This is a genomic window from Streptomyces sp. NEAU-sy36 (assembly GCF_013423905.1).
Taxonomy (GTDB): domain Bacteria; phylum Actinomycetota; class Actinomycetes; order Streptomycetales; family Streptomycetaceae; genus Streptomyces; species Streptomyces misionensis.
The window spans coordinates 2,922,399-2,946,941 of record NZ_CP058977.1 but is presented as its reverse complement, the minus strand read 5'-3'; the positions used below and the strand labels follow the sequence as shown (position 1 = coordinate 2,946,941).

At 74.7% G+C, this 24,543-nt stretch carries 21 protein-coding genes and 1 pseudogene; 10 read left to right on the top strand and 12 right to left on the bottom strand.

Features of this window, described 5'->3' with window-relative positions:
* Nucleotides 1-171: 171 nt before the first annotated feature.
* The gene (locus HZZ00_RS13580; RefSeq protein WP_180332420.1) at nucleotides 172-741 is read left to right on the top strand and encodes a hypothetical protein; all 570 of its coding nucleotides are present in this window, start codon (nucleotides 172-174) and stop codon (nucleotides 739-741) included.
* Nucleotides 742-1,001: 260 nt separating this feature from the next.
* Here the strand turns inward: HZZ00_RS13580 and HZZ00_RS13575 are convergent, their stop codons facing one another.
* The 4 genes from HZZ00_RS13575 to HZZ00_RS13560 form a co-directional block, all read right to left on the bottom strand.
* Complete coding sequence (locus tag HZZ00_RS13575) at nucleotides 1,002-1,556, bottom strand: PadR family transcriptional regulator (RefSeq protein ID WP_180332419.1); 555 nt, start codon at nucleotides 1,554-1,556, stop codon at nucleotides 1,002-1,004.
* A gap of 31 nt (nucleotides 1,557-1,587) precedes the next feature.
* Complete coding sequence (locus HZZ00_RS13570; RefSeq protein WP_180332418.1) at nucleotides 1,588-3,603, bottom strand: NADPH-dependent 2,4-dienoyl-CoA reductase; 2,016 nt, start codon at nucleotides 3,601-3,603, stop codon at nucleotides 1,588-1,590.
* 213 nt (nucleotides 3,604-3,816) lie between these two features.
* The gene (locus HZZ00_RS13565; RefSeq protein ID WP_180332417.1) at nucleotides 3,817-4,191 is read right to left on the bottom strand and encodes a hypothetical protein; all 375 of its coding nucleotides are present in this window, start codon (nucleotides 4,189-4,191) and stop codon (nucleotides 3,817-3,819) included.
* Between the two features lie 109 nt (nucleotides 4,192-4,300).
* Nucleotides 4,301-5,176: a hypothetical protein gene (locus HZZ00_RS13560; protein WP_180332416.1), complete on the bottom strand. Its 876-nt coding sequence runs from the start codon at nucleotides 5,174-5,176 to the stop codon at nucleotides 4,301-4,303.
* A 256-nt stretch (nucleotides 5,177-5,432) separates the two neighbouring features.
* On the opposite strand from HZZ00_RS13560, the gene HZZ00_RS13555 reads away from it, so the two are divergent.
* Nucleotides 5,433-7,523 (top strand): SpoIIE family protein phosphatase, encoded by a 2,091-nt coding sequence (locus HZZ00_RS13555; protein WP_180332415.1) that lies wholly within the window; start codon nucleotides 5,433-5,435, stop codon nucleotides 7,521-7,523.
* 33 nt (nucleotides 7,524-7,556) lie between these two features.
* Here the strand turns inward: HZZ00_RS13555 and HZZ00_RS13550 are convergent, their stop codons facing one another.
* Entirely contained in the window at nucleotides 7,557-8,342 is a 786-nt protein-coding gene (locus HZZ00_RS13550; RefSeq protein ID WP_180332414.1) for a putative protein N(5)-glutamine methyltransferase, read from the bottom strand.
* A 285-nt stretch (nucleotides 8,343-8,627) separates the two neighbouring features.
* Between HZZ00_RS13550 and HZZ00_RS13545 the strand changes: the two genes are divergently transcribed.
* Nucleotides 8,628-9,026: a MarR family winged helix-turn-helix transcriptional regulator gene (locus HZZ00_RS13545; RefSeq protein ID WP_374028547.1), complete on the top strand. Its 399-nt coding sequence runs from the start codon at nucleotides 8,628-8,630 to the stop codon at nucleotides 9,024-9,026.
* Nucleotides 9,027-9,209: 183 nt separating this feature from the next.
* Here the strand turns inward: HZZ00_RS13545 and HZZ00_RS13540 are convergent, their stop codons facing one another.
* Nucleotides 9,210-9,941: a GNAT family N-acetyltransferase gene (locus tag HZZ00_RS13540; protein ID WP_180332413.1), complete on the bottom strand. Its 732-nt coding sequence runs from the start codon at nucleotides 9,939-9,941 to the stop codon at nucleotides 9,210-9,212.
* A 233-nt stretch (nucleotides 9,942-10,174) separates the two neighbouring features.
* On the opposite strand from HZZ00_RS13540, the gene HZZ00_RS13535 reads away from it, so the two are divergent.
* The 5 genes from HZZ00_RS13535 (at nucleotide 10,175) to HZZ00_RS13515 (ending at nucleotide 14,659) form a co-directional block, all read left to right on the top strand.
* Nucleotides 10,175-10,780, top strand: a complete 606-nt coding sequence (locus HZZ00_RS13535) for a sulfite oxidase-like oxidoreductase (protein ID WP_180332412.1) — start codon at nucleotides 10,175-10,177, stop codon at nucleotides 10,778-10,780.
* Nucleotides 10,773-11,537, top strand: coding sequence for a ferredoxin reductase (locus HZZ00_RS13530; protein WP_180332411.1), 765 nt, complete (start codon nucleotides 10,773-10,775; stop codon nucleotides 11,535-11,537). Before HZZ00_RS13535 ends, HZZ00_RS13530 begins: the two co-directional genes overlap by 8 nt.
* Before the next feature lie 180 nt (nucleotides 11,538-11,717).
* On the top strand, nucleotides 11,718-12,302 hold the full coding sequence (locus HZZ00_RS13525) for a hypothetical protein (RefSeq protein ID WP_180332410.1): 585 nt from the start codon (nucleotides 11,718-11,720) through the stop codon (nucleotides 12,300-12,302).
* 84 nt (nucleotides 12,303-12,386) lie between these two features.
* The gene (locus HZZ00_RS13520; RefSeq protein WP_180332409.1) at nucleotides 12,387-13,355 is read left to right on the top strand and encodes an acetylxylan esterase; all 969 of its coding nucleotides are present in this window, start codon (nucleotides 12,387-12,389) and stop codon (nucleotides 13,353-13,355) included.
* 110 nt (nucleotides 13,356-13,465) lie between these two features.
* Nucleotides 13,466-14,659, top strand: a complete 1,194-nt coding sequence (locus HZZ00_RS13515; RefSeq protein ID WP_180332408.1) for a serine hydrolase — start codon at nucleotides 13,466-13,468, stop codon at nucleotides 14,657-14,659.
* On the opposite strand, the gene HZZ00_RS13510 is transcribed toward HZZ00_RS13515, so the two are convergent.
* Nucleotides 14,644-15,408 (bottom strand): class I SAM-dependent methyltransferase, encoded by a 765-nt coding sequence (locus tag HZZ00_RS13510; RefSeq protein ID WP_180332407.1) that lies wholly within the window; start codon nucleotides 15,406-15,408, stop codon nucleotides 14,644-14,646. The genes HZZ00_RS13515 and HZZ00_RS13510 overlap by 16 nt on opposite strands.
* A gap of 363 nt (nucleotides 15,409-15,771) precedes the next feature.
* On the opposite strand from HZZ00_RS13510, the gene rho reads away from it, so the two are divergent.
* Nucleotides 15,772-16,920, top strand: a complete 1,149-nt coding sequence (gene rho / locus HZZ00_RS13505; protein ID WP_180332406.1) for a transcription termination factor Rho — start codon at nucleotides 15,772-15,774, stop codon at nucleotides 16,918-16,920.
* Between the two features lie 92 nt (nucleotides 16,921-17,012).
* Nucleotides 17,013-17,879, top strand: a pseudogene (locus HZZ00_RS38325) (D-alanyl-D-alanine carboxypeptidase family protein); the annotation flags it as partial.
* A gap of 59 nt (nucleotides 17,880-17,938) precedes the next feature.
* Here HZZ00_RS38325 and HZZ00_RS39035 read toward each other — a convergent pair.
* The 5 genes from HZZ00_RS39035 to HZZ00_RS13480 all read right to left on the bottom strand — a co-directional run bounded on the left by HZZ00_RS39035 (nucleotide 17,939) and on the right by HZZ00_RS13480 (nucleotide 24,413).
* Nucleotides 17,939-19,318, bottom strand: coding sequence for a glycosyltransferase family 87 protein (locus HZZ00_RS39035; RefSeq protein WP_180332405.1), 1,380 nt, complete (start codon nucleotides 19,316-19,318; stop codon nucleotides 17,939-17,941).
* A complete protein-coding gene (mptB, locus tag HZZ00_RS13495; protein ID WP_180332404.1) occupies nucleotides 19,315-20,724 on the bottom strand; it encodes a polyprenol phosphomannose-dependent alpha 1,6 mannosyltransferase MptB in 1,410 nt (469 codons plus the stop codon). The genes HZZ00_RS39035 and mptB overlap by 4 nt, the downstream gene beginning before the upstream one ends.
* 158 nt (nucleotides 20,725-20,882) lie before the next feature.
* Nucleotides 20,883-21,821 carry a glutaminase gene (locus HZZ00_RS13490; RefSeq protein WP_180332403.1) on the bottom strand — a complete coding sequence of 313 codons (939 nt, stop codon included), beginning with the start codon at nucleotides 21,819-21,821 and terminating at the stop codon, nucleotides 20,883-20,885.
* Nucleotides 21,822-21,884: 63 nt separating this feature from the next.
* Nucleotides 21,885-23,291 carry an aspartate ammonia-lyase gene (gene aspA, locus HZZ00_RS13485; RefSeq protein ID WP_180332402.1) on the bottom strand — a complete coding sequence of 469 codons (1,407 nt, stop codon included), beginning with the start codon at nucleotides 23,289-23,291 and terminating at the stop codon, nucleotides 21,885-21,887.
* 123 nt (nucleotides 23,292-23,414) lie between these two features.
* Complete coding sequence (locus HZZ00_RS13480; RefSeq protein ID WP_180332401.1) at nucleotides 23,415-24,413, bottom strand: asparaginase; 999 nt, start codon at nucleotides 24,411-24,413, stop codon at nucleotides 23,415-23,417.
* Nucleotides 24,414-24,543: the final 130 nt, after the last annotated feature.

The following is a 24,543-nucleotide window of genomic DNA, read 5'->3' as shown; positions in this document are numbered from 1 at the left end:
CGGGGGCCGCATCCCGGGGCGCCGCGGACGGGTCCGTGTCACCCGGCCGGATGCCGTCCGGGTGCGGCGGTCCGCCGGGCCGCGTTGGCTGCTGACCAGGCAGCACGGATGATTCCCGACCCTGGGCGGCGCATGGGACGTGCCGCCGGCCGTGCCGCCGGAGGCCAGCCCATGCGCAAGTCCATATCCCTGCTCCGCTCCGGTCTCGCCCTCTCGGCCACCGCCGCACTCCCGGTCGCGCTCGCGGCGCCGGCCGCCGCGGTCTCCGGCATCTCCGTCAGCACCACCGGCTCCTCCGTCTCGGTGGTCACCAGCGCGTGCACCCGGATCAACGGCAGCTGGGGCACCGCGGCACTGCTCACCAGCAGTCAGGCCAGCTTCTCCCAGGGCCGCCAGGCGGCGCTGTCGGGCACCACCGTCAGCCAGTCCGCGGCCTGGTCCGGGGTGAGCCCGGGGACCTACACCGTGGTGGTGGTCTGCTCCAGCGGCAGTACGGCGGGCAGCCAGGCGGTGATCGTCTCCGCCGGGTCCGCCCCGACGCTCTCGACCACCTCCAGGCCGTTGCCCACCCGCCCGGTACCCGTCCAGCCGGCACCCGCCCGGGGCGTCAACGGCGGCCTCGGCGGCGCCGTCCGCGACTACGGCCCCCTCACCCTCGGCGTCGGCTCGGCCCTGGTGGGCGCGGGCGCCGTCACCGCCGTGTGGTGCCTGCGCCGCCGCTCGAAACCGACGCGCCCCTGACCCCCTGCCGAGCCCGCCGACACCGACCGGCGCCCGCCCCGCCGCCCGGGTCCGGCCCGGCCCCCGACCCGCGCGGAGGCGCCCCAGCCCGCCGGATCGATGTCCGCCGGTCCGGCACCCGCCCGAGGGCGCCGGACCCGGCCGGGCGACGACGCCGCACGACCACGACGGCCGGCGCCCGCGCCACCGCTCGAAACCGACGCCCCCCGCGACCAGCCGGGCCTGCCCCGCCGTCCGGCCCCGGCACGCCCTGGAGCCGGTCAGTCCGTCTCGCCGTCGTCGGACGGTCCGGGGAACTCCGCGAGGGCGTGGGACAGCCACTGCGTCCAGAAGGTCTCCAGATCGATGCCCGCCCGCAGCACCAGGTGCCGCAGCCGGTCCTCGGGGGCGTTCCGCTCCGGTGGGAAGTCGCGGCGTTCGATCTCCTCGTACTCGGCCAACTGCCGCCGGTGCAGCTCCAGATGGCGCCGCAGGTCCGCCTCCAGGCCCGCCGTGCCGACCACCGCCGCCGCGCGCAGCCGCAGCAGGAGCGTGTCCCGCAGCGGCTTGGGGTCCTGTGCGGCGGCGGTCCAGCGGGCCAGTTCGGCGCGGCCCGCGGGCAGCACCTCGTAGCTCTTCTTCTGCCCACGGGCCGGCTGCTCGGCCGGCAGCGCCCGGATGAGCCCCTCGCCCTCCAGCTTGCCCAGCTCGCGATAGATCTGCTGGTGCGTCGCGGACCAGAAGTAGCCGATCGACTTGTCGAACCGGCGGGTCAGCTCCAGTCCCGACGACGGCTTTTCCAGCAGGGCGGTGAGGATCGCGTGCGGGAGTGACATGGGCTCATCCTAGGGATGCCCCGGCGGCGGCCTAGAGCGCCGCCGCCAGTTCGGTGCCCTGCTTGATGGCCCGCTTGGCGTCCAGCTCCGCGGCGACGTCCGCACCGCCGATCAGGTGCGCGACGCGTCCGGCGGCGACCAGCTCCTCGTACAGGTCGCGGCGCGGTTCCTGGCCGGTGCACAGCACCACGGTGTCGACCTCCAGGACGGTGCTCTCGCCGCCGACGGTGATGTGCAGACCGGCGTCGTCGATGCGGTCGTAGCGCACGCCCGGGACCATGGTGACCCCGCGGTGCCGCAGTTCGGTGCGGTGGATCCAGCCGGTGGTCTTGCCGAGACCGGCGCCGACCTTGCTGGTCTTGCGCTGGAGCAGGTGGACCTGGCGGGGCGGGGCCGGACGGCGCGGCTCGGTGAGGCCGCCGGGTGCCGTGTACTCCATGTCGACGCCCCAGTTGCGGAGGTACGCCGCGGGGTCCTCGCTCGCCTTGTCCCCGCCGTCGGTGAGGTACTCGGCGACATCGAAGCCGATGCCGCCGGCGCCCAGGACGGCCACGCGGTCGCCGACGTCGGCGCCGTCGCGCAGCACATCGAGGTAGCCGAGCACGCGCGGGTGGCCGACACCCGGGATGTCGGGGGTGCGCGGGGTGACGCCGGTGGCGACGACCACCTCGTCGTAGTCGGCCACGTCCGCGGCGCTCACCCAGGTGTTCAGGCGTACCTCCACGCCGTGGGCGGCGAGTTGGTGGCGGAAGTAGCGCAGGGTCTCCTCGAACTCCTGCTTGCCGGGCACCTTGCGGGCGACGTTGAGCTGCCCGCCGATCTCGCCGCCGGCGTCGAACAGGGTGACGGCGTGGCCGCGTTCGGCGGCGCTGACGGCGCAGGCGAGCCCGGCCGGTCCGGCGCCGACGACGGCGACGCGCTTCCTGGTCCGGGTCGGCGCGAGCACCAGCTCGGTCTCGTGGCAGGCGCGCGGGTTGACCAGGCAGGAGGTGAGCCGGCCGCTGAAGGTGTGGTCCAGGCAGGCCTGGTTGCAGCCGATGCAGGTGTTGATGGCCTCGGGGGTGCCGGCGGCGGCCTTGGCGACGAAGTCGGGGTCGGCGAGCATCGGCCGGGCCATGGACACCATGTCGGCGTAGCCGCCGGCCAGCAGCTCCTCGGCGAGTTCGGGGGTGTTGATGCGGTTGGTGGTCACCAGCGGGACGGTCACCTCGCCCATCAGCTTCTTGGTGACCCAGGTGTAGGCGCCGCGCGGCACGGAGGTGGCGATGGTGGGGATGCGGGCCTCGTGCCAGCCGATGCCGGTGTTGATGATGGTCGCGCCGGCCGCCTCGACGGCCTTGGCGAGGGTGACGACCTCCGCGTGGGAGGAGCCGCCGGGGACGAGGTCCAGCATGGACAGCCGGTAGACGATGATGAAGTCCTCGCCGACGGCCTCGCGCACCCGGCGGACGATCTCGACCGGGAACCGCATCCGGTTCTCGTACGAGCCGCCCCAGCGGTCGGTGCGGTGGTTGGTGCGGGCGGCGATGAACTCGTTGACGAGATAGCCCTCGGAGCCCATGATCTCGACGCCGTCGTACCCGGCGTGCCGTGCGAGGCGGGCGGCGCGGACGTAGTCGCCGATGGTGCGCTCGATGTCGGCGTCGGAGAGTTCGCGGGGGACGAAGGGGCTGATCGGCGCCTGGAGCGGGCTCGGGGCGACCAGGTCCTGGTGGTAGGCGTACCGCCCGAAGTGCAGGATCTGCAGGGCGATCCGGCCGCCCTCGCGGTGCACGGCGCCGGTGACCACCCGGTGCCGCTCGGCCTCCGCCTCGGTGGTGAGCTTGGCCCCGCCCTCGTACGGCCGCCCCTCCTCGTTCGGCGCGATGCCGCCCGTGACGATGAGCCCGACGCCGCCGCGCGCCCGGGCGGCGTAGAACGCCGCCATCCGCTCGAACCCGCGCTCGGCCTCCTCCAGTCCCACGTGCATCGATCCCATGAGCACCCGGTTTCGCAGCGTGGTGAACCCCAGGTCGAGCGGGGTCAGCAAGTGGGGGTAACGGCTCATCTCAGGCCCTCCGTGCGCGGGTGCGGTCGCCTTTTGTTGTAGAGCAACCGAACCCGCTTGTGCAACTAGTTGCATAAACGTGTGGGCCGTACCACCCCCCTGCCTACGGATGCGTGCGGAACGCTCCGGCCGCCCCGGAATCCGGACCGGCGCAGGACGCCCCGGCCGGTACGGGACCGGCCGGGGCGTCGCGGGGCGCCGGGGGGCGCCGGGTCAGCGGCTTTCCAGGCGTAGGTGCAGGTCGCGTTCCTGGTCGCCGGAGGCCGTGCAGGTTTCCTCGACGGTGAACATGGAGTCGAGGGCGTGGCGGAAGCGGTCGACGGCCCAGTAGCCGCCCTGGACGTCCGCCTGGACGGACGAGCGGAGGTGGACCGGCGGGCAGCCCTGGCGGGGGGTGTCCGCGACCTCGTACGTGCCGAGCCACACCATGGGGCGGGTTTCGTGGAGTTGCCGGGGCACCTCGTCCTTGCCCCGGTCGGACGCGAAGCAGGAGTTCAGCGCCTCGAAGACGAGACGTGCGTCCTCCTTGGAGCATCCGCTGATCTCCACCATGACGGATTCCGGATGCGACCGGTCCCTGTTCTCCATTGATCGCTCCTTTCGTGGCCGCGCTGCGGAGGCACGGGGTACCCCGTTCGCACCACGTCCATCCCCCGCCCAGCAAAACACCGCGCCCGCGCGCCCGCCACCCGCCCCCTCAGCCGAGGGAGAACCGGTACGTCTTGCTGTCGGTGAGCACGCAGACGCCCGGCGAGACCACGATCACCCGCAGGGTTCCGGTGCGCCGGTCGTAGTCGATGCCCTCCGCCTCGAAGGAGCCCTGGCACGCGCTGCGCAGCGGCAGCTGGCGCAGCGCGGTGACGTGCCCGTCCACGTCCGCGGAGCCGCTCGGCGGTGCCGACAGGTCGATCCGGAGCAGCGGCTTGGTCATGCCGAACAGGCTGCCGTCGGGGTCGTCGGAGGAGCACAGCAGGGTCGTCGGACCGGAGAAGTCGCAGCCCTGGACGTCTCTGACGGCGTGGTCCAGGCGGACCGTGGCCGCCTGCGGGAGGTTCGCCGAGGGTGAGGTCGAGGGGTTCTCGCCCGGCGTCGGGAAGACGAGCAGCCGGTCCATCGTGCCCCATTCGCCGGACAGCATCCACTGGCCGTCCGGCGAGATCGCCACCCACGAGTTGTTCATGGCCTCGCCGGGGCTCAGCGTGTGCACGTACTCCGACCAGGCGCCGCCCGGCGCCTGCACGCGGAACATCTTCGAGTTGCCGGAGTCCCGCTGGTAGGGCTCGATGTAGTAACCCTCGTACGACGCGTCGGGGTCGCCGACGTGGTTCCAGCCGCGCGCGGAGTCGCCGAGCGGGATGGTGCCGATGCCGGTGTAGCGGTTGGGACTGTTCGCCGGGACCTCGACCGAGGCCAGCCCCTGGCTCTCGGTCAGCGGGTCGGCGCGGTCGGAGCCGGTCTCGGTCCAGGTGCCGGCCGCCGAGGCGGGCGCGGGCACGGCGAGGGACAGGGCGGCGGCGAGGGTGACGAGTCCGGCGAGTACTCCGGGGCGGCGTAACCGGGCGGGCACGGGCATGGCGGGCTCCTGGAAGGGCGGTGGGGCGCACTCGGACGGCGCACAGTCTGGCGTGCGCGCGATAGCCATGTACAGACCAAGCCGGCCGTCGTGGCCGTGGGTGCCCCGCGCCTTCCAGCGGACGCCCGCCGCCGGGTTGAGGGATGGTGGAGGTTGACGGCGAAGGCTGCGGAGAGTCGGATGTGAGCGCGACACGACACGGGGAACCGGCACGGGGGACGGCACGCCGTGCGGACGGGCGAAGGCGGTGCGTGGCATGAGTGCAGCCGGGGCTCCGGCGTCCGAGAGCGGTGAGCCCGCGCGCGGACCGGTGCCGCCGGGCGGCCTCCTCGACATGCTCGGCGTGGCCTCGGTGGTGCTGGACGCCGCCGGCCGGATCGTGCTGTGGAGCCCGCAGGCGGAGGAGCTGTTCGGCTACACCGCGCGGGAGGCCCTCGGCCGGTACGCCGCCCGGTTGATGGTGCACGAACGGCACATGCAGCTGGTCGCCCGGCTCTTCGCCGATGTGATGACCACCGGGCAGAGCTGGGCCGGCGGCTTCCCGATCCGGCACAAGGACGGCAGCACCCGGCTGGTGGAGTTCCGCAACATGCGGCTGCTGGACGACCGCGGGGAGGTGTACGCCCTCGGGCTCGCCGCCGACCGTTCGACGGTACGGCGCCTCGAACAGGACGTGGCGCTGTCCGAGCGGATGGTGAAGCAGTCCCCGATGGGCCTCGCGGTGCTCGACACGCAGCTGCGGTTCGTCTCCGCGAACCCGGCCCTGGAGCGGATCAGCGGGCTGCCGGCCGCCGGGCACACGGGCCGCGCGCTCCGCGACGTCCTGCCGGGGCTGGACACCGGCCCGGTGGCGGACGCCGCCCACCGGGTGCTGGCGACGGGCACCCCGCTGATCGACCACGTCGTGGTGGGCCGCACGCCCGCCGACCCGGACACGGACCACACCTGGGCGGTGTCGCTCTACCGGCTGGACGACGCCATGGGGCATGTGCTCGGCGTGGCCTGCTCGATGGTGGACATCACCGAGCAGCACCGGGCCTCCGTGGCGGCGGAGGCGGCACGACGCCGGCTCACGATGATCGCGGACGCCTCGGCACGGATCGGTACGACGCTCGAACTGGATCGCACCGCCCGGGAGTTGGCCGATGTCGCGGTGCCGGAGCTGGCCGATGTGGCGGCGGTCGACCTGCTGGACGCCGTGGTGGAGGGCCGACCGAGCACCCTCGGCCCCGCGGAGCCCGCGGTGATCCGGGCCCTCGCGCTGCGCCCGGAGGACGACTCGGACGCGGTACGGGCCGCCGATCCGCCGGGCGGAATCGCGCGGTACGCCCCCGACCGGCTGGTCACCGAGTGCGTGCGCACCGCCGAGGCGGTGCTGGTGCCGCGGGTGAAGGACGAGGACCTGCCGCGCATCGCGCGCTCACCGCGGGCGGCGGCGCTGCTGGCGCGGGCGGGCCTGCACTCGTATCTGGCGGTACCGCTGATCGCGCGCGGCGAGGTGCTGGGCGCGCTCGACCTCAAGCGCACCCGCAACCCGCGGCCCTTCGACCGGGACGACGTACTGCTCGCGCGGGAGCTGGCGGCCCGGGCGGCGGTGCAGATCGACAACGCCCGCTGGTACCAGAACGCCCACAACGCCGCGCTCACCCTCCAGCGCAGTCTGCTGCCGAGCGATCCTCCGGTGACGACCGGTCTGGAGGTGGCCTCGCGCTACCGGCCGGCGGGGGTCACCAGCGAGGTGGGCGGCGACTGGTTCGACGTGATCCCGCTGGAGGGCGGCCGGACCGCGCTGGTGGTCGGCGACGTCATGGGCAGCGGCATCGACGCGGCCGCCACCATGGGCCGGCTGCGCACCGCGACGGCCACCCTGACCGCGCTCGGCCTGGACCCGGCGGTGCTGCTCGGCCATCTGGACCGGACCACCTCGGCACTGGACCACTCCATCGCGACGTGCGTGTACGTCGTCCACGACCCGTGGCTGCGCCAGTGCCGCATCGCCAACGCGGGCCACCTGCCGCCGGCCCGCGTGCGCCCCGGCCGGCCGCCGGAACTCCTGGACCTGCCCACCGGGGTGCCGCTGGGCGTGGGCGGAGTCGAGTTCTCCACGGTCACCGTCGACTTCGCCCCCGGCGACGAACTGGTCCTCTACACCGACGGCCTGGTCGAGACCCGCCATCACGCCCTCGACGAACGCCTCGACCTGATGCTCTCCCTGCTGACCGACCCGGCCCGACCCCTGGACGAGACCTGCGACGCCCTCCTGGACACCCTCCACCGCCCGGACAACCACGACGACGTCGCACTGCTCATCGCACGGGCCCGGGAACCCGACGGGCGGCCCGAGTAGGGCAGGACGGAGCCGTCGCGGTGCGTGTCCCGGCTAGGGGCGCGCCCCGATCACCACGTGCGCCGACCACTCCCGTGACACCGCCACCCGGGCGGTCAGGCCCGCCTCGGTGAAGGCGGCCAGCGCGGCCGGGGACTGGTGTTCGCTCGTCTCCGAGAGGAGGCGGCCGCCGGGGGCCAGCCAAGTGGCGGCCTCGCCGGCGACACGGCGCAGGACGTCGAGGCCGTCGGGGCCGCCGTCGAGGGCGGCCGGGGGCTCGTGCTCGCGGGCCTCGGCGGGGAGGAGGGGTATCTCGGGGGTGGGGACGTAGGGGACGTTGGCCGTCAGGAGGTCGACCCGGCCGCGCAGCGCGGTGGGCAGCGCGGCGTACAGGTCGCCCTGGTGGGCCCGGCCGCCGTAGGGGGCGAGGTTCTGCCGGGCGCAGCGCACCGCGGCCGGGTCGATGTCGGCGGCGTGCACCTCCGCCCCGTCCAGCGCGGCGGCGAGCGCGGCGCCGAGCGCGCCCGAGCCGCAGCACAGGTCCACGACGACGGCCGCGTCCGGCGCCTCGGCCAGCGCCCGGTCCACCAGGAACTCGGTACGGCGGCGGGGGACGAACACCCCGGGCGTCACGGCGACGCGCAGTCCGTGGAACTCGGCCCAGCCCAGGACGTGTTCGAGCGGCAGCCCGGCCGCGCGCCGGTCCACCATCGAGGCCAGTTCGGCGGGGTCACGGGCGGTGGCGAGGAGCAACTCGGCCTCGTCCTCGGCGAAGACGCACCCGGCGGCGCGCAACGCGGAGACGACGTCGGCAGGGGAGAGTGCGGGGCGGGAGGGCATGGACGCCTTTCGGGAGCGCGGAACCACAGGGCGCTCCCCGCGGTCACCGCCTCCGGCGTACCGCGCCGTCACGAGGAGAGAGCACCCCGGCTGACACAGCGGATATGGGTCTCACCTCCTCGCGTTCGGGGCCGCGGACCTCCGCGACCGGACGGTCACCATACCCCAAGGCCCACCGCCGGTCCGGGCCCGCGGACCCGAGTTGTACTCTGCAACGGGAAGGTCCGGAGGAGGGAGAGGCCCGTGAGCAGGGCAGAGGCCGCTGTGGAGACGATCCAGCGCGAGATGACGGTCTTCGCCCGCCGGGCCCGCGCCTCGGCCGGGCGGATGCACCCCGAGCTGTCCCTGGTGTCGTACACCCTGCTGGGTCATCTGGAGGAGAGCGGCGGCTGCCGGGCCACCGACCTCGCGGCGCACTACGCCCTGGACAAGTCCACGGTGAGCCGCCAGGTGGCCGCCTTGGAGCGGGCCGGGCTGATCGAGCGCCGGCTGGACCCGGAGGACCACCGGGTCCAGGTGCTCCAGCTGACGGAGGCCGGACAGGAGATCCTCGGCCAGGTCACCCTGCGCCGCCGGGCGGCCGTCCGGGAGCGGCTGGTGGACTTCCCGGAGGAGGACCTGGTGCGGTTCGCGGCCTATCTGGAGCGCTACAACGCGGCACCGGACGACTCCACGGACCGCTGAGGCCGGGCACGCACCGGATCGGCCCAGCACCCGCCGGCCCCGGCTCACCACCGACGGCGCAGACCGCGGAGGCACCGACCGCGACCACAGCACCACAGCCCGCCGGCCCCCGGGCCGCCGCCCCCACCGGCACCCGACCCGAACCGCCGCTCGACTTCCCCGGCGCCCGTCGCGGCCCCGGGCTCACCCCACCGGTACCGCCGCCCGCTCCTCCTCTCCGAGCCGCTCGGGAGCCCGCGCCGACAGGAAAGCGGTGTGCCGGCGCAGCCGGAAGCCGAGGGACTCGTAGAGCCGGATGGCGTTGGTGTTCCTGGCGCTGGTGTGCAGGAACGGGGTCTCGCCGCGTTCCCGGATGCCGTGCGCGACCGCGTGGATCAGCCGGGTCGCCAGGCCCTGGCCGCGGACGGCGGCGTCGGTGCAGACCGCGCTGATCTCGGTCCAGCCCGGCGGGTGCAGCCGCTCCCCCGCCATGGCGACCAGCGCGCCCTCGCGGCGGATACCGAGGTAGGTGCCGAGCTCGACGGTGCGCGGCAGGAACGGCCCGGGCTGGGTGCGGGCCACCAGGTCCAGCATCTCGGGCACGTCGGCCGGCCCGAGGCGGACCGCCTCCGGGTCGGGCGCGGCGGCCACCCCGTCGTCCACGAGCTGCACCCCGCCCACGTGGAAGGTGATCTCCCAGTCCTCGGGGACGTCACCGCAGTAGCCGGACAGCGGGACCTCGGCGCCGGGTCCGGCCAGCGCCGCGAGGTCCGCCCAGTCCCGGGCGTCCGGCTCGTCGGGCAGCGCCAGCCACGGGGAGACGTCGAGCGGGTAGCGCAGCACCCGGCCGCGCCGCTCGGCGAAGCGGGCGTGCGGACCGGTGAGGGAGGCGAGGGCGGGGTTGTCGAGTGGGTGCGGGGCATCGGTCCGGCTCACGCGGCCACCCCGTTCCCCGTGCTGGAACCGTACGCCTCGCGCATCCTCATCCCTCGCTTCGTTCGCCCTGGTACCGGCGCACCACGGCCGGCACCGATCGGCAAGGAGCGGGCCCGCGCCGGTATTCCCGCCTCCGGTCAGAGTTCACACGGCCGCAACGATCGGGCCCGCGCGCGAGGACCGGGCCCGTGACCTGGGACGGGGCACCCGCCGCGACAGCGTACGGTTGAAGTATGAACGTCACGCGAGGCTTCACGGGCCGCGCGCGCGAGCACAACCCGGGACTGCCGCCCGGACAGTACGACGCGCGCGACGACTGGCCCGTCCTGTCCGCCGAGGTCACCCCGGACCTCGCACCCGCCGACTGGACCTTCCGCATCGACGGACTGGTCGAGCGGCCGTACACCTGGGACTGGGAGGCGGCGCACGCGCTGCCCGCGTCGGCGTACGAGGGCGACATCCACTGTGTGACCGGGTGGTCGAAGTTCGGTGTGCGGTTCGGCGGGGTGTCCCTGGACGCCTTCCTCGACGTGGCACGGCCCGACGCCCGCGCCACCCACGCGCTCGCCCGCTCCCACACCGGGTACACCGCGAACCTGCCGCTCGCCGATCTGACCGGCGGCCGGGCCTGGATCGTGTGGGAGTACGGCGGCGAGCCGCTGCCGGCCGAGCACGGCGGCCCGGCGCGCCTGGTGGTGCCGCACCTCTACTTCTGGAAGAGCGCCAAGTGGATCGCGGGCATCACGCTCCTCGACCACGACGAGCCGGGCTTCTGGGAGGGCAACGGCTACCACCCGCGCGGCAACCCCTGGGAGGAGCAGCGGTACTCCGGTGACTGAGACGACGACGATGCCCGGCGGCGCGCCGCGGTTCGCGGTGCCCGGCCGGATCGCGGTGAGCGAGCAGGCCGAGACCGTGTGGCAGACGGCCACCCTGACGGAGATCCGCCGGGAGACGCCGTACGCGGCCACGTTCCGGCTGGCGGTGCCGCGCTGGGCGGGGCACCTGCCCGGCCAGCACCTGATGCTGCGGCTGACCGCCCCGGACGGCTACACGGCGCAGCGCCACTATTCGATCGCCTCCGCGCCGGACGATTCGGGGCACATCGAGCTGACCCTGGACCGGGTGCCGGACGGCGAGGTCTCCGGCTGGTTCCACACCGTGGCCAGGCCCGGTGACACGTTCGAGGTGCGCGGTCCGCTCAGCGGCTTCTTCGCCTGGCCGGGGGACCGGCCCGCGCTGCTGCTGGGCGCGGGTTCCGGGGTCGTACCGCTGATGTCGATGATCCGCCACCGGCGGGCGCGCGGCCTCGACGTGCCGCTGCGGATGCTGGTGTCCGCGCGCAGCCCGGAGGAGTTGATCTACGCGCGGGAGCTGGGCGCGGAGACGACGCCGGTGTTCACCCGCAGCGCCCCCGCGGGGGTGCCGGTGGGCCGGGTGACGGCCGCGCAGCTGGCGCCGCTGATGGCCGAGCGGCCGCCCGGCGGGTGGGAGGCGTACGTGTGCGGTTCCAACGGGTTCGCCGAGCACGCCTCCCGGCTGCTGGTGCGGGCCGGCCAGCCGGTGGACCGCATCCGCATCGAGCGCTTCGGCTGACCCCCGGCGCCCTTTCCCGGCGTCCCGGGGGGGTACTTGGCTCGAACCCTGTCCCAAGTGGGCCTGAACTCGCGGTTCGACGGGTGGGCCGGGTGCGTCGTACGGGGTACGAGACGGGTGTGGACGCTTCGGCGCGGGCGGCGCCGGGCGTGAGCGGTCGGCTTCGGCGAGGAGGCGGACATGCGGACCCGGGTGCGTGGTTGGCGCTGGCGGCGCAATACGCTGCGGCGCCGCTGCGATGTCGTGGAGGCGTGGACGGTGCTGGCGGTCGCCGTGCTGCTGTGCGTGGTGGCGCCGCTGGCCGGGGCGGCCGCGGGCCTGCACGCACACGACCAGGGCGCGGCGCGGGCGGCCGCGCAGCGCGCCGCGCGCCATCAGGTGCGCGCCACCGTGACCGGCGATCCGGCCTCCTCGGCGCCCTCCCTGCGCACCGGGCGCGGGCACCCCTACCGCGCCGAGGTCCGCTGGACAGAGCCCGGCAAGGGCGTCCGGACCACCTGGACGCGGGTGCCGGCCGGGACCCGGCCGGGTGACTCGGTCGTGGTGTGGGTGGACTCCCGGGGCCACGGCGTCGGCGCGCCGCCGGCCGGTACGGCGGTCCTCCAGAACGCGGTGGCCGTGGGGGCGGGCGTGGCGGCCTGCGTCGGCGGCGTGGTGTTCCTCGGCCATGCGGTGTCCCGCCGGATCGCGCTGCGCCACCGGCTCGCCGAGTGGGAACGGGAATGGGCCCGGACGGGCCCGAGGTGGACCCAGCCGAGGACGTGAGCGGACCGCGCCCCACTGGCCCGCCGGGTGACCGCCCTCGTACGGTGAGCTCCTCACTGTCTGCCCTGATCAAGGTGGTTGCCCATGGCCCTGTTCGACCTTCCCCTGCCGGAACTCCGCGCCTACCGGGGCGGGTCCGCCGAACCCGAGGACTTCGACGCCTTCTGGGAGAACACCCTGAAGGAGGCGCGCGCACACGAACTGGACGTCCGCTTCGAGCCGGTGGAGGCGGGGCTGGCCACCGTCGAGGTGTACGACGTGACGTTCGCCGGGTTCGGCGGGCACCCCGTCAAGGGCTGGCTGCGGCTGCCCGCCGGCGCCACCGAACCCCTGCCGCTCATAGTGGAGTTCATCGGGTACGGCGGCGGGCGCGGGCTGCCGCACCAGGATCTGCTGTGGGCGTCGACGGGCCGGGCGCACTTCGTGATGGACACCCGGGGGCAGGGCAGCGTCTGGGGCGGCGGGGGCGGCACCCCCGACCCGGTGGGCTCCGGTCCCGCCCACCCGGGCTTTCTGACGCGGGGCATCGACGCGCCCGAGAACCACTACTACCGGCGGGTGTTCACGGACGCCGTACGGGCCGTGGAGGCGGCCCGCGCGCATCCGCTGACCGACGCGGCCCGCACGGTGGCGATCGGCGAGAGCCAGGGCGGCGGCATCACCCTCGCCGTCGGCGCCCTGGTCCCGGACCTGGTCGCGGTGGCGCCGGACGTGCCGTTCCTCTGCGACTTCCCGCGCGCGGTGACGCTGACGGACCGCCACCCCTACCGCGAGGTGGGCCTGTTCCTCAAGACGCACCGGGGTCGCGCGGCCGAGGTGCTGCGCACCCTGTCCTACTTCGACGGCACGCACTTCGCGGCCCGCGGCCGGATGCCAGCCCTGTTCTCGACGGCCCTGGAGGACGAGACCTGCCCGCCGTCGACCGTGTTCGCGGCGTTCAACGCCTGGGCGCACGAGGACAAGGCGATCGAGGTGTACGAGTTCAACGACCACGAGGGCGGCGGCCCCTACCAGGAGGCGGCGAAGATGCGCTGGCTGCGCTCCCGCGTCTGACGGCCGCGTGCCGGGCACGGCCTCTTCCTCCGGGGCCGACCCGTCGCTAGGTTCGAAAACCCCGGCCCGGGCGCTGCGGCCCGGGCCGTTCCCGCGACCACGGAGGGCCCATGTCAGCCACGCACGACGCCCAGCAGACCCCGCAGGCAGCGGAGGCGGCACGGGTCGACGGCCACTGCGATCCGCGGTTCACGGCCGTGCGGGAGGCGTTCGAGGAGAACTTCCGCGAGCGGGGCGAGCTGGGCGCGGCGGTGGCGGTCACCGTGGCCGGGAAGACGGTGGTGGACCTGTGGGGCGGCTGGGCGGACCCGGCCCGCACCCGGCCCTGGGAACGGGACACGCTGGTGAACGTGTGGTCGACCACCAAGGGCCCGGTGGCGCTCTGCGCCCATCTGCTCGCCGACCGCGGGCTGCTCGACCTGGACGCGCCGGTGGCCCGGTACTGGCCGGAGTTCGCGGCGGCCGGCAAGGAGAAGGTACTCGTCCGCCATCTGCTGTCGCACCGTTCGGGAGTGTGCGGGCTGCGCGAGCCGCACTCGCTGGAGGACCTGTACGACTGGGAGACGACCACCGCGCGGCTCGCGGCCACGGAGCCGTGGTGGGAGCCGGGCACCCGGTCCGGGTATCACGCGGTGACGTACGGGTTCCTGGTCGGCGAGGTCGTCCGGCGGGTCTCCGGGCTGAAGCCGGGGGCCTTCCTCCAGCGGGAGGTGACCGGTCCGCTCGGGATCGACTTCAGCGTGGGCCTGCCGGTGCGGGACTACGGGCGGGCGGCCGAGCTGGTGCACGCGCCTGCCGGGGCGATCGGCGAAGCGTCCTTCCGCGACGTGACGCCGCTGCTGATCGCCGCGATGGCCAACCCTCCGCTCGGGGCCGCGCAGGCGAACACGCCCGAGTGGCGGGCGGCGGAGGTCCCGGCGGCGAACGGGCACGGCACCGCGCGGGCGGTCGCGCACCTGTACGGCGTCTTCGCCGGCCGCGGTCTCTTCGGCGGGCGGCGGCTGCTGACGCCGCAGGCGGTGGAGCGGGTCCGCGAGGGACAGGGCCGCTGCGTCGATCTGGTGCTGGGGGCGGGGCTCGGCGGCGAGTTCGAGATCGGTCTCGGCCTGTGGCTCAGCGGCCCCCAGGGCGCCTACGGGCCCAATCCGCGGGCCTTCGGGCATGACGGGTTCGGCGGCTCCTTCGGGCTCGCGGACCCGGAGGCGGGGGTGTCGGTGGGTTACGTCATGAACCGCATGGGGTCGCGCATCGCCGACGACCCCCGCAAGCGGGCGCTGGTCGAGGCGGTCTACCGCGCCCTGTGACCCTCCTGGGTCGCTCCCCCGTCCCTGCGGGCCACCACCAGCCGCGCCTTGGGACCGCCGTCCGGGCGCCACCCGAACTCGGGCAGCGCGCGCAGCTCGACGGAGAATCCGGCACGGGTCAGCTCGGCCGTCACCCGGCCGAGCCGGAAGGCCCGGTAGTACATGACGAACGGCGGCCGCCACAGGGCGTTGCGCACCCGCATGACCGCGTCGAAGCCGAGCAGCATCCAGAACCCGGGGCGGGTCGGGCGGGGCGGGGCGAGCACCGGGAAGGCGAAGCTGCCGCCGGGCCGCAGCACCGAGTGGACCTGGGTGAACAGTCCGGGCAGCTCGCGGGGGAGGAAATGGCCGAACGCGCCGAAGCTGACGACGAGATCGAAGGCGGCGGTGAACGGCAGGGCGCGGGCGTCACCGCGCACCCAGGCGACCCGTGGCCCTCCGGCCGGCCGGCCGGTTGCCGCGCGCCGGGCGACGTCGAGCATCCCGGTGCTGAAGTCGACGCCGGTGACGGTGCGTCGGCACAGTCCGGTCAGCACCGCCGTCCCCGCGCCGGTGCCGCAGCACAGGTCGAGACCGTCGGCGAACGGGCCCAGCGGGGCGAGCGCCCCCGCCACGGCGTCGAGCACGCTGTCGGGGGTGCGGAAGGGGGTGCGGTCGAACTTCGGGGCGAGCAGGTCGTAGCCGTGCTCGACGGAGGACAGCGCCTGGACGGCGAGTTCGCGCAGCGTGGGGCCTTCGGGTCCGAACATGCTCCTCAGCCTGCCGCAACCGGCCGCCGCCGGACCACGGGGGCGGCGCCCACGCCGTGCGGATCCGCGATGAGGTCCCCAAGAGTCTCTTGACTTGACCGGTGGCACGGGTACAATTCGTACAGCAGCGCATGTGCGTGCCCCTCGTATCGGCACCGATGTCGCCGTTTTCTCTCCCAGCCCCTCGGCCGAGTTCTTCCGAACGGTCCGGGCTTCTCTTGAGCACCACCTCCCGATGCGCGTCTTCCGTGCGCTGTCCGAGGTGTCGTCTCGCCGCAGGAGGCCGTCGCAACCGCCTCCCCTCGCGGCCGCTCCCCTCTCCCCCGCGCTCTTCCCCGCTTCGTCCGCGAAAGGACCCACTCCATGACCACCACACTCGAACACCCCCCGGTGGACCTCCACGCCCCGGTCGTCCGGCTCGTCTCCGGCGTGCTCGACATCGACGCGCACGGGAAGGGGCACCTGCGGTCCGCCGCCCTCCTCCCCACCCCCGCCGACCCGCAGGTGCCGGCCGCGCTGGTCCGCCGGTACGGGCTGCGCAAGGGCGACCTCGTCGAGGGCGTCCTCGGCGAGCGGCGCGCACTGAGCGAGGTCGCCCGGGTCGAGGGGCGCGCGGCCACGCGGCACGCGTCGCGCCGGCACTTCCGTGATCTCACCCCGCTGCACCCGCGCCGGCGCCTGCGGCTGGACCACCCGGACGCCGGCCTGGCCGGCCGGGTCGCCGATCTGTTCACGCCGGTCGGCAAGGGCCAGCGCGGACTGCTCGTGGCCCCGCCGAAGAGCGGCAAGACGGTGCTGCTGCGGCAGCTGGCCGCGGCGGTGGCCGGCAACCACCCCGAGTGCCGGCTGATGGTGCTGCTGCTGGACGAGCGCCCCGAGGAGGTCACCGAGATGCGCCGCACGGTGCACGGCGAGGTGTACGCCTCCACCTTCGACCGCACGGCCAAGGAGCACATCGCCCTCGCCGAACTCGTCGTCGAGCGGGCCAAGCGGCTGGTCGAGGCGGGCGAGGACGTCGTCGTCCTGCTGGACTCGCTGACCCGGCTGTGCCGGGCGCACAACAACGCCTCCGGCGCGGGCGGCCGCACCCTCAGCGGCGGTGTGGACGCGGGCGCGCTGATCGGCCCCAAGCGGTTCTTCGGCGCCGCCCGCGAGGCCGAGGAGGGCGGCTCGCTCACCATCCTGGCCACCGCCCTGGTGGACACCGGCTCGCGCGCCGACGGCTACTTCTTCGAGGAGCTGAAGAGCACGGGCAACATGGAGCTGCGGCTGGACCGGGAACTGGCCGGCCGGCGGGTCTTCCCCGCCGTGGACCTCGACGGCTCCGGCACCCGCCGCGAGGAACTGCTGCTCACCCCGGCCGAGTTGAGCGCCACACACGGACTGCGCCGGGCCCTGCGCTCCCGCGAGGGCGGCCCGGCGGCCCTGGAGACCCTGCTGGCGCGGCTGCGCGCCACCCCGGACAACGCGGCGTTCCTGCGGCAGGTGCGGCCTACGCTGCCCACCGGCTGACCGCGCCCTGCCGGTGCGTCATCCGGGTTGCTCCACTGGGCCGGACGGCGCGGCCGGCGCGCGCACATCCCTCCCGTTCGTACGTTGATCATATGATCACCAGATTCAGATACCGGGCGGTCGTGCCGGTCTGCTCCCTGTGCGTGGCGGGCGTGCTGGCGTTCACCCCCGCCACGGCCACCGCCGCGCCGCTCGCCGGCCGGCCCCACAGCGCCGCCTGGCCCCGCGGCGGGGAGCCCGCGCCCCCCGCCCCCCGGGCCGCCGTCCCCGCCCCGTCCCTGCTCTACCGCTCCGGCGTGCAGGTCCGCCCTCGCCGGGGCGCCCCCGAGGTGCCGGACCTGTCGGCGCTGTCCTGGCTGGTCGCCGACGCCGGCAGCGGTCAGGTGCTGGCGGCGAGCGAGGCGCACCGCCCACTGCCGCCCGCCAGCACCCTGAAGACCCTGTTCGCCCTCACCGCGCTGCCGAAACTGCCCAGCGGGATGCAGCACACGGTGCGCTACCAGGAACTGGCCGACGTCGCCGAGGGCAGCAGCCTGGTCGGGGTCGAGGAGGGGCACAGCTACCGGGTGGCGGACCTGTGGCGCGGGGTCTTCCTCAGTTCCGGCAACGACGCCGTGCACGTCCTCGCCTCCCTGAACGGCGGCTGGGAGGCCACCGCCCGCCGGATGCAGGCCAACGCCCGCGCCATGGGCGCGCTGGACACCCATGTGCTGTCGCCGGACGGATACGACACCCCCGGCCAGGTCTCCTCCGCCTACGACCTCGCCGTCTTCGGCCGGGAGGGCCTGCGCAATCCCGACTTCGCCACGTACTGCTCCACCGCCCAGGCCGAGTTCCCGGGTGACGGTTCGCCGTACGCCATCGAGAACACCAACCGGCTGCTGACCGGAGCGGACGGCGTCGCGCCCTATCCGGGCCTGATCGGCATCAAGAACGGCTACACCAGCAACGCGGGCAACACCCTCGTGGCCGCCGCCCGCCGGGGCGGTCGCACCCTCGTGGCGACGGTGATGAACCCTCAGAGCGGGGGCGGCTTCGCGGTGTACGAGGAGGCGCGCGCGCTGCTCGACTGGGGTTTCGCCGCCGACGGGCTGGTCGACCCGGTCGGCTCGCTGGACGGGCTGCGGCCGAAGCCCAGGCCGGCCGCCTCGGCCGCACCGGTGGCGGCCGCCGTGTCCGGGACGGCGGGCGACGACTCGGGCTGGCCGGGCACGGCCGTCGGGGTGGGGCTGGCCGGGCTCGGCGCGGGAGCGGTGGCGCTGGCGCTGCGGGCCAGGGGCAGGGCCGCACGCGGCTGACCGACCGGCAGGCCGAGCAGCAGCCCCAGGGTGATCCAGGTGTAGAGGTTGCTCCCGAGGAAGCCGCCGAGGCCGGAGGCGTCGTCGACCCACAGCCACACCACGCTGCTGCACAGCACCGCGTACAGCACGCCCGCGAGGCGCCGGCGCCCGGCGCGCAGCAGCACGGCGAAGGAGGGCAGCAGCCACACCAGATGGTGCACCCAGGTGATCGGGCTGACCAGGCAGGCGGCCGCCCCGGTGAGGGCGAAGGCCGCCGTCCAGTCGCGGGCCGCCGCCGCCCGGCGGGTCCGCCACGCCCAGACGCACAGGGTCAGCAGCACCGCCGTCGCCCACAGCGGGCGGCCCGTCTCGCCGAGCCGGGCCAGCACGCCCTGGAGCGACTGGTTGGAGACGTAGTCCAGGCGGCCCACCCGGCCGGTGTCCCACAGGGCCTCGGTCCAGTAGAACCGGGAGGCCGCGGGGTCCACCCAGGCGGCCAGCGCGGTCGCGGCGGCGGCCACGGCAGCGGCGGTCCCGGCCGCCCGGCGGCGCCCGGCGAGCAGCAGCATCCCGATGAACAGGGCCGGCGTCAGCTTGATCGCCCCGGCGAGCCCGATCCCGGCGCCCGCCCAGCGGCCCCGGCCGTTCGTCAGCAGCCAGGCGTCGGCGAGGACGAGGGCCAGCAGGACGACGTTGACCTGACCGAAGCCGAAGGTGTCCCGCAGCGGTTCGAACAGTGCCAGCGCGCACAGGGCCGGCACCCAGCCGTACCAGCCGTGGCGCCGCCACCGCTCACCGGCCAGCACGCGCAGGACGACGGCGAGCGCGGCCGTGTTGACCAGCAGGGACGCCGCGATCGCGGCGCTTCGGCCCAGCACCGCCAGCGGCAGCATGAGGACGGCGGCGAACGGCGGATAGGTGAAGCCGTACCGCGTGCCCGGCACCCGGTAGTCGTAGATCAGGCCGCCGTGGTGCACCCAGGTGTGCACGGTGCCGTAGTAGACGCGCAGGTCGAAGAAGCCCCGCAGCAGCGGCACGGTCGCGGTGAACGCGGTGACGGCGGCGACGAGCGCGAGGACCAGCAGCAGCCGGCCCCGCTCGGTGCGCGGGCCCCTCATGCGGCGCGCCCCGGGACGGGCGCGGGGGCTTGCGCCGCCTGGTGGGCCTGCCACAGCACGACCACGCCGAGCACCGCGCCGCAGCCGGCGAGCGCCAGCCGGCCCGCGTCGGCGGGGCCGCCGCTGGGCAGCACGGCGAGGGCGAGGACCGCGGCCAGGGCCGCGACCCGGCGCCGCACCGGGGTGCTGGGCGCGGCGGCGGCGATCAGGAACAGGCCCCACAGCACGTACCAGGGGCGGATCGCCGGGCCGAACACGGCGACGGTGAGCAGGCTCAGCCCGAGCGCGTACACCGGCTGCGGGCGCAGCCGGTGCCAGATCAGGACGACGGCCGCGGCGGTGGCCACCAGGCCGAAAAGCTGCCAGGCCGGTACGGCCAGCGGGGCCAGGCCGCTGCCGAGGCGGGCGAGCAGCGCCGCGGTGGCCCGGCCGAGCAGACTGGTCGGCGCCCAGTTGTGCGGGGAGACGGGGGTGCCGAGGGCGCCGATCCAGCCGTAGCCGGTGCCGGCCAGGGCGGTGGCCGCGACCGTGGTCGCGGCGGCGGCGCCCGCGGTGGTCAGGGCGGCCGGCAGCGGGCGGCGGCCGGAGCGGACCTGGAGCACCGGTACCGCGAGCAGACCGAGCGCGGCGGGCACCTTGACCAGGGCGGCGAGGGTGACCAGTACGGCGCCGAGGGCGCCGGGAGCGAAGCGGGGGCCCCGCGCGGCGACCAGGCCGAGCCCGAGCAGGCCGAGCATCAGGGCGTCGTTGTGGGCGCCCGCGACCAGGTGCAGCAGCACCAGCGGGTTGAGGGCGCCGAGCCAGAGCGCGGCGGCCGGGTCGGCGCCGCTGTGCCGGGCGAGCCGGGGCAGCGCCACCGCCATCAGGGCCACGCCGAGCAGCGCCAGCAGGCGCATGCCGAGCAGGCCCGCGGGCAACCGGTCCCCGGTGAGGCCGGACAGGACGGAGGCCGGGCCCAGGAAGGCGGGTCCGTACGGCGCCCCCGTGTGCAGCCACATGGGGGCCACCTGGTCGGCGAGCGGGCCGCCGAGCGCGGCCGGGCCGTGGGTGTAGACGTCCAGGTGGGCGTCGGCCATGGCGCCCTGCGCGAGATAGCTGTAGACATCCCGGCTGAACAGCGGCGGGGCGAGCAGCAGCGGGGCGGCCCAGACGGCCAGGACGAGGAGCAGGGCGCGTGGTCCCGGGGGCCGCGGGCCGCGCACCAGCCGGCCGAGGAGCACCCAGGCGGCGATCAGCAGCACGGCGCCGAAATAGACCCCCACCAGGCCCGTCGCCGCCTGGGCTGAGGCGGGGGCCGGCAGGTCCTCGACGGGCAGGGCACCGGCCGTCTCCCCGCCCAGCGCGAGGGAGGCGGTGCCGGCCAGGCCGAGCAGCCGGCAGCGACGCAGATCGAAGGGGAATGCCATGGCCAACACTGGCTCAGCGTGTCAACGCCGGATGGCCGGGAGTCGACACGGAGCCCTCCGGACGGGGGCCGGAGGGTGGCTGCTGTGTGCTCCCGGTTCCCCGGCCGTTCGACGGGTCCTCGGGCGCGGGGCCCCGGGGAGGGCGGTGTCCGCTCGGGTCAGAACACCGACAGTCCGGTCAGCGTCGTGAACCGGTCGAGGGCGGCCACGCCGGCCACCGAGTTGCCGCGCTCGTCCAGCCCCGGGCTCCACACGCACAGCGTGCACCGGCCCGGTACGACGGCGATGATCCCGCCGCCGACCCCGCTCTTGCCGGGCAGGCCGACCCGGTAGGCGAAGTCACCGGCCGCGTCATAGGTGCCACAGGTCAGCATGACCGCGTTGACCTGCTTGGCCTGGCTCTTGCTGAGCAGCCTGCTGCCGTCGGCGCGGATGCCGTGCCGGGCGAGGAAGCCGGTGGCGAGCGCGAGGTCGGCGCAGGAGGCGGCGATGGAGCACTGCCGGAAGTACTGGTCGAGCAGGACCGGCACCTCGTTGTCGACGTTGCCGTAGGACGCCATGAAGTGGGCCAGGGCGGCGTTGCGGTCGCCGTGCGCGGTCTCGGAGGCGGCGACCTCCCGGTCGAAGTCCAATCCGGGATTGCCGCTCTCGGCGCGCAGAAAGGCCAGCAGTTCGCCGGCCGCGTCCCCGGTACGGGTCTGGAGGCGGTCGGTGACGACGAGGGCGCCCGCGTTGATGAAGGGGTTGCGCGGGATGCCGTTCTCGTACTCCAGCTGGACCAGGGAGTTGAACGGGTTGCCGGAGGGCTCCCGGCCGACGTGCTCCCAGAGTTCGTCGCCCTCGCGGGCGAGGTCCAGGGCGAGCGTGAACACCTTGGTGATGGACTGGGCGGAGAACGGCTGCCGCCACTCCCCCACCCCGTACACCGTGCCGTCCAGCTCGGCGACGGCCATGCCGAAGCTGCGGGGGTCGCGGGCGGCGAGCGCCGGTATGTAGTCGGCGGCGCGGCCCCGGCCCGGGGTGTGCTCCAGTTCCTCGGCTATGCGCTCCAGGACCGGCAGGAAGGTGCGGGACGACGTCGTTGTCATGATCGCCATTGTGCCTCCCCGCCGCTCCCCGGGCCTACTCGCCCGTGCCCCGGGACCGGCCGTCGCCGCAGGTCAGGCCGCCGGTGCCCCGCTGCCGGCGACGATCTCGGGGCGCAGCAGCCCGGCCAGCGTACCGGCCGGCAACAGCCCCTTCTCCAGGACCAGTTCGGCCACCCCGCGGCCGGTGACGAGGGCCTCCTTGGCGATCTCGGTGGCGGCCGTGTAGCCGATGTGCGGGTTGAGCGCGGTGACCAGTCCGATGGAGTTCTCCACGCTCGCGCGCAGCCGCTCCGTGTTCGCGGTGATGCCGTTCACACAGCGCTCGGCGAGCGTCAGGCAGGCCCGCCGCAGATGGGTGACGGACTCCGACAGGGAGTGCAGGATGATCGGCTCGAAGGCGTTGAGCTGGAGCTGTCCGGCCTCGGCGGCCATGGTGATGGCGACGTCGTTGCCGATCACCTCGAAGGCGACCTGGTTGACCACCTCGGGGATGACCGGGTTGACCTTGCCCGGCATGATCGACGAACCGGCCTGCACCGGCGGCAGGTTGATCTCGCCGAGCCCGGCGCGCGGGCCGGAGGACAGCAGCCGCAGGTCGTTGCAGCTCTTGGAGAGCTTGACCGCGATCCGCTTGAGCACGCCGGACATCTGGACGAAGGCCCCGCAGTCCTGGGTGGCCTCGACCAGGTTGGCGGCGGTGACCAGCGGCAGCCCGGTGATCGCGGACAGGTGCCGGCGGGCGGCCTCGGCGTACCCGGACGGCGCGTTGATCCCGGTACCGATGGCGGTGGCACCCAGGTTGATCTCATGGATCAGCTCGACGGCCTCGGCGAGACGGCTGCGGTCCTCCTCGATCATCACGGCGAACGCGGAGAACTCCTGACCGAGCGTCATGGGCACCGCGTCCTGCAACTGTGTACGGCCCATCTTGAGCACGTCACGGAACTCCACGGACTTGCCGGCGAACGCGTCCTGGAGTACGGCCATCGCCTTGAGCAGTCCACGTACCGCGAAGATCGTCGCTATCTTGACGGCGGTCGGGTAGACGTCATTGGTCGACTGGCTCAGGTTGACGTCCTCGTTGGGGTGTACGTACATGTACTCGCCCTTGGCGTGGCCGAGCAGTTCCAGCGCCCGGTTCGCGACGACCTCGTTGGCGTTCATGTTGGTCGACGTGCCGGCGCCGCCCTGGATGACGTCCACCACGAACTGGTCGTGCAGGGCGCCCTGGCGGATTTCCCGGCAGGCGGCCACGATCGCCGCGGCCTTGGCCGGTTCCAGCAGCCCCAGTTCCTCGTGCGCGAGGGCGGCGGCCTCCTTGACGGCGGCCAGGGCGTCGATCAGGTGCGGGTACGCCGAGATCGGCGTCCCGGTGATGGGGAAGTTCTCGGTCGCCCGCAGGGTGTGCACACCCCAGTAGGCGTCGGCGGGCACGTCCCGGTCGCCGAGCAGGTCGTGTTCGCGGCGGGTGGCGGTCATGGGAAGGGGTCTCCTTCTGAGCTACGGAGGCGAGGGCGCCCCCGCGCAGGGGCGCGGGGGCCGGTGTGCGGCCGGCGCCGTACGGTGCGGCCGGCCGGGGGCGGCGCGCGGTGGCGGGTCCGGTCAGGCGGCGCCAAGGCCGTCCACGACGCGCACGGATCCCACCGGCACTCCGCCGCCCAGCAACGGCGCCCCCGAGAACTCGGCCAGCAGCGCGGAGTCCACCCCGGCCAGCGCCAGCGCGGCCGCCGCGACCGGCACCCGCGCCCGGTCCGCGCCGTCCGCTATCTTCACGGCCACCGCCCGTCCGTCCGGCAGCGCGGCGACCTGCACCCCCTCGAAGCCGTCCTTGGCCAGCAGCCCCGGCACGGCCCGCATCAGCGCGGCGACGTCACGGGTGGCGCCGGAGGCCATCTCGGCGTGGGCGCGCATCGCGTCGGCGACCCGGGCCTCGGGCGTGCCGGGGGCGGCCGTGACGACGCGGGACAGGGCGCGGGCGAGGCCGGTCAGGGAGATGGCGAACAGGGGGGCGCCGCAGCCGTCCACGGTGACCCGGGCGACCCGCTGTCCGGTCAGCTCCTCGACGGTCTCGCGGATCGCCCGCTGCAACGGGTGCTCCGGGTCCAGGTAGTCCGGCAGGGACCAGCCGTTGAGCTTCGCGGTCCACAGCATGGCCGCGTGCTTGCCGGAGCAGTTCTGGGCGAGCCGGGAGGGCGCCCGGCCCGCGCGGATCCAGGTGTCGCGGACGGCGGGGTCGAAGGGCAGGTCGGGGACGTTGCGCAGGTCGTCCTCGGCGAGTCCCGCCCGTTCGAGGATGCGCCGGGTGCCGGCGAGGTGGCGTTCCTCGCCGGAGTGGCTGGCGGCGGCCAGGGACAGCAGCTCGCCGTCCAGCGGCAGTCCGGCCCGCAGCATGGCGACGGCCTGGAGAGGCTTGACCGCCGAGCGCGGGTAGAACGCGGCCTCGGCGTCGCCGAGCCGGTGCTTGACGGTGCCGTCGGCGCCGAGGACGACGACGGAGCCGTGGTGGACGCCCTCGATGACGCCGCCGCGGACGAGCTGGGCGACGGGGGCGTGGCGGGGCGCGCGGACGACGGGTGCGTCGGCGAGGGAGGTGCTGAACATCACTGCCTGTATCGGGGGGTCGGGGCGGCCGGGTCGCGGGTCACGCGGCGGCGCCGGTGGGGAGGTGCGCTGTGCGGGGTCGTACCGCTCGCGGTCAGCGCGATGCCGGCCGGCGGCGCCCGGGGCACGG